Below are 8,165 nucleotides of genomic sequence, written 5' to 3'. Positions count from 1 at the left end.
GTTTGACGCGACACGCGATAAAAGGGCATCATTTGATGCCCTTTTTCTACGCTGTCATGGTAGAACCTATCTCATCAGCGATTGTGCGGTATAATCATTGGTGAGATAGGCTCTGTAGATACGGCGTAAATACCGAATTATTCGTTTTACAGAACATCTTTCGGTTTGGTTGCCCCGTGGTTGCGGGGCAAAGTTATTTGTCTGAATCATTGTGACAGGTTGGTTTATGAGTGCGAATACCGAAGCTCAGGATAGTGGGCGTGGCCTGGAAGTGATTAAGTGGCTAGTAGTAGGTGCCTTACTGGTTGTTGCGATTGTTGGCAATTATTATTACCGTGAATTTAGTCTTCCTCTGCGTGCATTGGCCGTTGTTATCCTGATCGCCGCAGCCGGTGGTGTGGCACTGCTGACCACGAAAGGCAAAGCAACCGTAGCGTTTGCTCGCGAAGCGCGTACAGAAGTGCGCAAAGTAATTTGGCCGACTCGTCAGGAAACGTTACACACCACGTTAATCGTTGCCGCGGTGACCGCCGTGATGTCACTGATTTTGTGGGGACTGGATGGTATTCTGGTCCGTTTGGTATCGTTTATCACTGGCCTGAGGTTCTAAGATGTCTGAAGCTCCAAAAAAACGTTGGTACGTCGTTCAGGCGTTTTCTGGTTTTGAGGGTCGCGTGGCACAGTCGCTGCGTGAGCACATCAAACTCCATAATATGGAAGAACTGTTTGGCGAAGTCATGGTTCCTACTGAAGAAGTAGTTGAAATCCGTGGTGGCCAGCGTCGTAAGAGCGAACGCAAGTTTTTCCCTGGCTATGTCTTGGTTCAGATGGTTATGGAAGATGCTAGCTGGCATCTTGTGCGCAGTGTTCCTCGTGTTATGGGGTTCATCGGCGGTACATCTGACAGGCCTGCGCCGATCAGTGACAAAGAAGTGGATGCGATTATGAATCGTCTCCAGCAGGTTGGTGACAAACCTCGTCCGAAAACGCTGTTTGAACCAGGTGAAATGGTTCGTGTTAACGACGGTCCATTTGCTGACTTTAACGGTGTTGTTGAAGAAGTAGACTATGAGAAGAGCCGCCTGAAGGTATCTGTTTCTATATTTGGTCGTGCGACACCTGTTGAACTAGACTTTGCTCAGGTCGAAAAAGGCTAACTGCCTGATTGACTTGCTGAAAATAGCTACTTGCCTATGGCGCGAAATTAACCTATAATTTCGCGCCTTTTGTTTTTCAGTGGCCTTTGCGGCGTCTGAAACGTACTACAAACCACGGGGAGCCTTTTGCTAGGCGTTATTACCCAATCGAGGAAAGTTAAATGGCCAAGAAAGTACAAGCCTATGTCAAGCTGCAAGTTGCAGCTGGTATGGCTAACCCGAGCCCACCAGTAGGTCCAGCTCTGGGTCAGCAAGGTGTTAACATCATGGAATTCTGTAAGGCATTCAATGCTAAAACGGAAAGCCTTGAGAAGGGTCTACCGACTCCAGTTGTTATTACCGTTTATTCTGACCGTTCTTTCACCTTCGTTACCAAAACGCCTCCAGCAGCAGTTCTGCTGAAGAAAGCGGCTGGTATCAAGTCTGGTTCCGGCAAGCCGAACAAAGACAAAGTTGGTAAAGTAACGAGCGCTCAGATTCGTGAAATCGCAGAAACTAAAGCTGCGGACATGACTGGTTCTGATGTAGACGCCATGGCGCGCTCTATCGCAGGTACTGCTCGTTCCATGGGCCTGGTAGTGGAGGATTAATAAATGGCTAAGCTGACCAAGCGCATGCGCGTGATCCGTGACAAAGTTGATGTAACTAAACAGTATGACATCAACGAAGCTGTTGCTCTGCTCAAAGAGCTGGCCACTGCTAAGTTCGTAGAAAGTGTAGACGTAGCTGTTAACCTCGGCATTGATGCACGTAAATCTGACCAAAACGTTCGTGGTGCAACCGTTCTGCCTCATGGTACTGGTCGTTCTGTTCGTGTTGCTGTCTTCACCCAAGGTGCAAACGCTGAAGCCGCTAAAGCTGCTGGCGCTGAATTTGTGGGCATGGAAGATCTGGCCGATCAGATCAAAAAAGGCGAAATGGGCTTTGACGTTGTTATTGCATCTCCAGATGCAATGCGCGTTGTTGGCCAATTGGGCCAGGTTCTGGGTCCGCGTGGCCTGATGCCAAACCCGAAAGTGGGTACTGTAACGCCTAACGTTGCCGAAGCAGTTAATAATGCTAAAGCTGGCCAGGTTCGTTACCGTAACGACAAGAACGGTATCATCCATACCACTATCGGTAAGGTTGATTTCGATTCTAACAAATTGAAAGAAAACCTGGAATCTTTGCTGGTTGCGCTGAAAAAAGCAAAACCATCTCAGGCAAAAGGCGTGTACATCAAGAAAGTTAGCCTGTCTACCACTATGGGCGCTGGTGTTGCTATCGACCAGAGCGGTTTGAACGCTGCAGCTAACTAATAGCTTTTGTTCCGCTTTACTCGGGTGTGGGATTTACCTATAATTTTACGCCCGTTGTTCCTTAAGTGGGATAACGCAAGAATTTTTCGGTTGGAGCCTGGCCTATCCAGGCCTCCGTCCAAGACCGCAGGTGTTTCGTAAGAAACTTAATCCTCCTGCGTAGACGGTGACAGAGCCTAAATAACGTTTTTCTTTTTTATAAAGAATAATTTTTTACTGGATTCTGCTCACCGTGTTTCAACGCTTATCTCTAATTTTGGCGATAAGTGAAGTGAGTTCCGGAGAGTTTCTCCGGCTAAATCCAGGAGCAAAAGCTAATGGCATTAAATCTTCAAGACAAACAAGCGATTGTTGCTGAAGTCAGCGAAGTAGCCAAAGGTGCGCTGTCTGCGGTTGTTGCGGATTCCCGTGGCGTTACCGTTGATAAAATGACCGAACTGCGTAAAGCAGGTCGTGAAGCTGGCGTTTACATGCGTGTTGTTCGTAACACCCTGCTGCGCCGCGTCGTTGAAGGTACTCAATTTGAATGCCTGAAAGACACGTTTGTTGGTCCGACCCTGATTGCATATTCTCTGGAACACCCGGGCGCTGCTGCTCGTCTGTTCAAAGAGTTCGCGAAAGCGAATGCAAAGTTTGAGGTCAAAGCTGCAGCCTTTGAAGGTGAGCTGATCCCGGCGGCTCAAATTGACCGTCTGGCAACGCTGCCGACTTACGAAGAAGCACTGGCACGTCTGATGTCGACCATGAAAGAAGCCGCTGCTGGCAAACTGGTCCGCACTCTGGCAGCTGTTCGCGATGCAAAAGAAGCAGCGTAATAACGCTTTCTTTTTTAACGCACTTGCTAACGTATAAACTATTTCTGATTCTTAGGAACAATTGTTATGTCTATCACTAAAGATCAAATTCTGGAAGCAGTAGCAGCTATGTCTGTAATGGATGTTGTTGAGCTGGTTTCTGCTATGGAAGAAAAATTCGGTGTTTCTGCTGCTGCTGCTGTAGCTGTTGCTGCTGGCCCAGCTGAAGTTGCTGAAGAAAAAACTGAGTTCGACGTTGTGCTGAAAGCTATCGGCGCTAACAAAGTTGCTGTAATCAAAGCTGTTCGTGGCGCAACTGGTCTGGGCCTGAAAGAAGCCAAAGATCTGGTTGAATCTGCACCGGCAGTTCTGAAAGAAGGCGTGAACAAAGATGACGCTGAAGCACTGAAGAAATCACTGGAAGAAGCTGGCGCAGAAGTTGAAGTTAAATAAGCCAACCTTTCAGGTTACAGCCTGATTTATTAGGCTGATGGCTGGTGACTTTTTAGTCACCAGCCTTTTTGCGCTGTAGGGCATCAATGGGATTTCACACTGTTTAGCCATTGATTTCCCCCAATATTTTTTTCTATTGACGACTTAATATACTGCTTTCCTGCATTGGCCCCTTGCCTAAGCAAGAGCAACGAAATGGTTTAAGAGTAATAGAAAGACGTATTACGGAAAGTTCTCTATTTTCCGACCAACATAAATAGTGTTGCATGAACTGTCCTTGTTAGGGCAGACAGAGTGGTTCGACTTGTCAGCTAGCTGAGGAACCCTATGGTTTACTCCTATACCGAGAAAAAACGCATTCGTAAGGATTTTGGTAAACGTCCACAGGTTTTGGACATACCTTATCTCCTTTCTATCCAACTTGACTCGTTCCAGAAATTTATCGAGCAAGACCCGGAAGGTCAGTACGGTTTGGAAGCTGCATTCCGTTCTGTTTTCCCAATAAAAAGCTATAGCGGTAATTCAGAGCTGCAATACGTTAGCTATCGCTTGGGCGAACCAGTGTTTGACGTTAAAGAATGTCAAATCCGTGGTGTAACGTTCTCTGCGCCGCTACGCGTTAAACTGCGCCTGGTGATCTACGAGCGTGAAGCGCCTGAAGGCACCGTTAAAGACATCAAAGAACAAGAAGTTTACATGGGCGAAATTCCGCTCATGACCGATAACGGTACCTTCGTGATCAACGGTACTGAGCGCGTAATCGTGTCTCAGTTGCACCGTAGTCCAGGTGTGTTCTTCGATAGCGACAAAGGTAAAACCCACTCTTCAGGTAAGGTGCTGTATAACGCACGTATTATTCCTTACCGTGGTTCCTGGCTGGATTTCGAGTTTGATCCGAAGGATAACCTGTTTGTCCGTATCGACCGTCGCCGCAAATTGCCTGCGACTATTATCCTGCGCGCGCTGGGTTACTCCACCGAACAGATTCTTGATCTTTTCTTCGATAAAATTGTCTATGAAATCAATGGCAATAAATTGCAGATGGATCTGGTTCCTGAGCGCTTGCGTGGTGAAACCGCGTCGTTTGATATCGAAGCGAACGGTAAAGTTTATATCGAAAAAGGTCGCCGCATCACTGCACGTCATATCCGTCAGTTAGAGAAAGATGGTATTGAGCGCATTGAAGTGCCTGTTGAATATATTGCTGGCAAAGTACTGTCCAAAGATTATATCGACGAGAGCACTGGTGAACTGATCGGCGCAGCCAACATGGAGCTGTCGCTGGATCTGCTGGCTAAACTGAGCCAGTCTGGTCACAAACGTATTGAAACCCTGTTCACCAACGATCTTGATCATGGTGCGTATATGTCTGAAACCGTGCGTGTCGATCCGTCAAACGATCGTCTGAGCGCGCTGGTTGAAATCTATCGCATGATGCGTCCTGGTGAGCCACCAACGCGTGAAGCAGCAGAAACGCTGTTCGAGAACTTGTTCTTCTCTGAAGATCGCTACGATCTGTCTGCGGTTGGCCGCATGAAGTTCAACCGTTCTCTGCTGCGTGACGAGATCGAAGGTTCCGGTATCCTGAGCAAAGATGACATCATCGAAGTGATGAAGAAGCTCATTGATATCCGTAACGGTAAAGGCGAAGTGGACGATATCGACCACCTCGGCAACCGTCGTATCCGTTCCGTCGGTGAAATGGCAGAAAACCAATTCCGCGTTGGTCTGGTGCGTGTAGAACGTGCTGTAAAAGAGCGCCTGTCTCTGGGTGATCTTGATACGCTGATGCCACAGGACATGATTAACGCCAAGCCGATTTCGGCTGCCGTGAAAGAGTTCTTCGGTTCGAGCCAACTGTCACAGTTTATGGACCAGAACAACCCGCTGTCTGAGATTACGCACAAACGTCGTATCTCTGCATTGGGTCCAGGTGGTCTGACGCGTGAACGTGCTGGCTTTGAAGTTCGTGACGTACACCCGACTCACTATGGTCGTGTTTGTCCTATCGAAACGCCTGAAGGTCCGAACATCGGTCTGATCAACTCCCTGTCCGTTTATGCGCAAACTAACGAATACGGTTTCCTTGAAACCCCATATCGTCGCGTGCGTGAAAACGTGGTTACGGATGAGATACATTACCTGTCTGCGATTGAAGAAGGTAACTTCGTTATCGCACAGGCAAACACCAATTTGGACGAAGAAGGCCGCTTCATCGACGAACTGGTTACCTGTCGTAACAAAGGTGAGTCCAGCTTGTTCAGCCGCGATCAGGTTGAATATATGGACGTTTCCACACAGCAGGTGGTTTCCGTCGGTGCATCTCTGATTCCGTTCCTGGAACACGATGACGCCAACCGTGCCCTGATGGGTGCGAACATGCAACGTCAGGCCGTTCCGACCTTACGCGCTGATAAGCCGCTGGTTGGTACAGGTATGGAACGCGCTGTTGCGGTTGACTCCGGTGTAACTGCCGTAGCCAAACGTGGTGGTACAGTACAGTACGTGGATGCATCTCGTATTGTAATCCGCGTTAATGACGATGAAATGTATCCGGGCGAAGCTGGGATCGACATCTATAACCTGACCAAATATACCCGTTCTAACCAGAACACCTGCATCAGCCAGATGCCGTGTGTGTCTCTGGGTGAGCCTATAGAACGTGGCGATGTTCTGGCAGATGGTCCGTCCACCGATCTGGGTGAACTGGCGCTGGGTCAGAATATGCGCGTGGCATTTATGCCATGGAATGGTTACAACTTCGAAGACTCCATCCTCGTTTCCGAGCGTGTTGTTCAAGAAGATCGCTTTACAACCATCCATATTCAGGAACTTGCCTGTGTGTCTCGTGACACCAAGTTAGGGCCTGAAGAAATTACCGCGGACATCCCGAACGTGGGTGAAGCAGCACTTTCTAAACTGGATGAGTCTGGCATCGTTTATATCGGTGCGGAAGTCACTGGTGGTGACATTCTGGTTGGTAAGGTGACGCCGAAAGGTGAAACCCAACTGACGCCAGAAGAGAAACTGCTGCGTGCGATCTTCGGTGAGAAAGCGTCTGACGTTAAAGACTCTTCTCTGCGTGTACCAAACGGTGTTTCCGGTACGATTATCGACGTACAAGTCTTTACCCGCGATGGCGTGGAAAAAGACAAACGTGCGTTGGAAATCGAAGAAATGCAACTGAAGCAGGCGAAGAAAGACCTGACTGAAGAGTTGCAGATTCTGGAAGCGGGCCTGTTTGCACGTATCCACGCTGTGCTGGTTTCTGGCGGCGTAGAAGCTGACAAACTGGACAAACTGCCGCGCGAGCGCTGGTTGGAGCTGGGTCTGACTGATGAAGATAAACAGAATCAGTTGGAACAGTTGGCAGAACAGTATGATGAGCTGAAGCACGAGTTTGAGAAAAAACTCGAAGCTAAGCGCCGTAAAATCACCCAAGGCGATGATCTGGCACCAGGTGTGCTGAAAATTGTTAAGGTTTATCTGGCTGTTAAGCGTCAGATTCAACCGGGTGACAAGATGGCAGGTCGTCACGGGAACAAAGGTGTTATCTCTAAGATCAACCCGATCGAAGATATGCCTTACGATGAGAACGGTACGCCGGTCGATATCGTACTGAACCCGCTGGGCGTACCTTCACGTATGAACATCGGTCAGATTCTGGAAACCCACTTGGGTATGGCTGCAAAAGGTATCGGCGAGAAAATCAACGCCATGCTTAAGCAGCACGAAGAAGTGACCAAGCTGCGTGAATTTATCCAGAAAGCCTACGATCTGGGCGACGATGTGCGTCAAAAAGTCGACCTGAGTACTTTCTCAGACGAAGAAGTTATGCGTCTGGCTGAAAACCTGAAGAAAGGTATGCCAATTGCAACGCCAGTATTCGACGGTGCAAAAGAGAAAGAAATCAAGGAACTGTTGCAGATGGGCGGTATCCCTACCTCCGGTCAGATTACTCTGTACGATGGACGTACTGGTGAGCAATTTGAGCGTCAGGTTACAGTGGGCTACATGTACATGCTGAAACTGAACCACTTGGTTGACGATAAGATGCATGCCCGTTCCACCGGTTCTTATAGCCTGGTTACTCAGCAGCCGCTGGGTGGTAAGGCGCAGTTCGGTGGTCAACGCTTCGGTGAGATGGAAGTGTGGGCGCTGGAAGCTTATGGTGCAGCTTATACCCTGCAAGAAATGTTGACCGTTAAGTCTGATGACGTGAACGGCCGTACCAAGATGTACAAGAACATCGTGGATGGCAATCATCAGATGGAGCCAGGCATGCCGGAATCCTTCAACGTATTGTTGAAAGAAATCCGTTCGCTGGGTATCAACATCGAGCTGGAAGAAAAGTAATACCAGCTCGCTGTATTGCTGGCATTCGTCATAGGGACACCTGAACGCTGTTTTTAACGGCCATGTTGTTGTTAACAGCATGGTTGCTTTAACGGCATAGTTCAGGT

At 48.5% G+C, this 8,165-nt stretch carries 7 protein-coding genes; all 7 read left to right on the top strand.

What is annotated here, in order from left to right:
• Positions 1–226 precede the first annotated feature (226 nt).
• The 7 genes from secE to rpoB all read left to right on the top strand — a co-directional run bounded on the left by secE (position 227) and on the right by rpoB (position 8,058).
• Positions 227–610 (top strand): preprotein translocase subunit SecE, encoded by a 384-nt coding sequence (secE, locus tag CLR69_RS22475; protein WP_010285488.1) that lies wholly within the window; start codon positions 227–229, stop codon positions 608–610.
• 1 nt (position 611) lies between these two features.
• Positions 612–1,157 (top strand): transcription termination/antitermination protein NusG, encoded by a 546-nt coding sequence (nusG, locus tag CLR69_RS22470; RefSeq protein ID WP_005970339.1) that lies wholly within the window; start codon positions 612–614, stop codon positions 1,155–1,157.
• 161 nt (positions 1,158–1,318) lie between these two features.
• Complete coding sequence (gene rplK / locus CLR69_RS22465) at positions 1,319–1,747, top strand: 50S ribosomal protein L11 (RefSeq protein WP_129710351.1); 429 nt, start codon at positions 1,319–1,321, stop codon at positions 1,745–1,747.
• A gap of 3 nt (positions 1,748–1,750) precedes the next feature.
• Positions 1,751–2,455: a 50S ribosomal protein L1 gene (gene rplA, locus CLR69_RS22460; RefSeq protein ID WP_039494851.1), complete on the top strand. Its 705-nt coding sequence runs from the start codon at positions 1,751–1,753 to the stop codon at positions 2,453–2,455.
• Between the two features lie 317 nt (positions 2,456–2,772).
• A complete protein-coding gene (gene rplJ, locus CLR69_RS22455) occupies positions 2,773–3,270 on the top strand; it encodes a 50S ribosomal protein L10 (protein WP_005970333.1) in 498 nt (165 codons plus the stop codon).
• A 66-nt stretch (positions 3,271–3,336) separates the two neighbouring features.
• Positions 3,337–3,702, top strand: coding sequence for a 50S ribosomal protein L7/L12 (gene rplL, locus CLR69_RS22450; RefSeq protein ID WP_039308702.1), 366 nt, complete (start codon positions 3,337–3,339; stop codon positions 3,700–3,702).
• Between the two features lie 327 nt (positions 3,703–4,029).
• Positions 4,030–8,058, top strand: coding sequence for a DNA-directed RNA polymerase subunit beta (gene rpoB, locus CLR69_RS22445; RefSeq protein ID WP_131535246.1), 4,029 nt, complete (start codon positions 4,030–4,032; stop codon positions 8,056–8,058).
• Positions 8,059–8,165: the final 107 nt, after the last annotated feature.

Origin of the sequence: Pectobacterium zantedeschiae (assembly GCF_004137795.1) — a bacterium.
GTDB lineage: Bacteria > Pseudomonadota > Gammaproteobacteria > Enterobacterales > Enterobacteriaceae > Pectobacterium > Pectobacterium zantedeschiae.
Note: the sequence above shows the minus strand (reverse complement) of the source record. Positions and strands in the feature narration are given on the sequence as shown.

Coding starts and splice junctions, on each gene's coding strand:
- secE (WP_010285488.1), top strand. CDS start 227: ATGAGTGCGAATACCGAAGCTCAGGATAGTGGGCGTGGCCTGGAAGTG.
- nusG (WP_005970339.1), top strand. CDS start 612: ATGTCTGAAGCTCCAAAAAAACGTTGGTACGTCGTTCAGGCGTTTTCT.
- rplK (WP_129710351.1), top strand. CDS start 1,319: ATGGCCAAGAAAGTACAAGCCTATGTCAAGCTGCAAGTTGCAGCTGGT.
- rplA (WP_039494851.1), top strand. CDS start 1,751: ATGGCTAAGCTGACCAAGCGCATGCGCGTGATCCGTGACAAAGTTGAT.
- rplJ (WP_005970333.1), top strand. CDS start 2,773: ATGGCATTAAATCTTCAAGACAAACAAGCGATTGTTGCTGAAGTCAGC.
- rplL (WP_039308702.1), top strand. CDS start 3,337: ATGTCTATCACTAAAGATCAAATTCTGGAAGCAGTAGCAGCTATGTCT.
- rpoB (WP_131535246.1), top strand. CDS start 4,030: ATGGTTTACTCCTATACCGAGAAAAAACGCATTCGTAAGGATTTTGGT.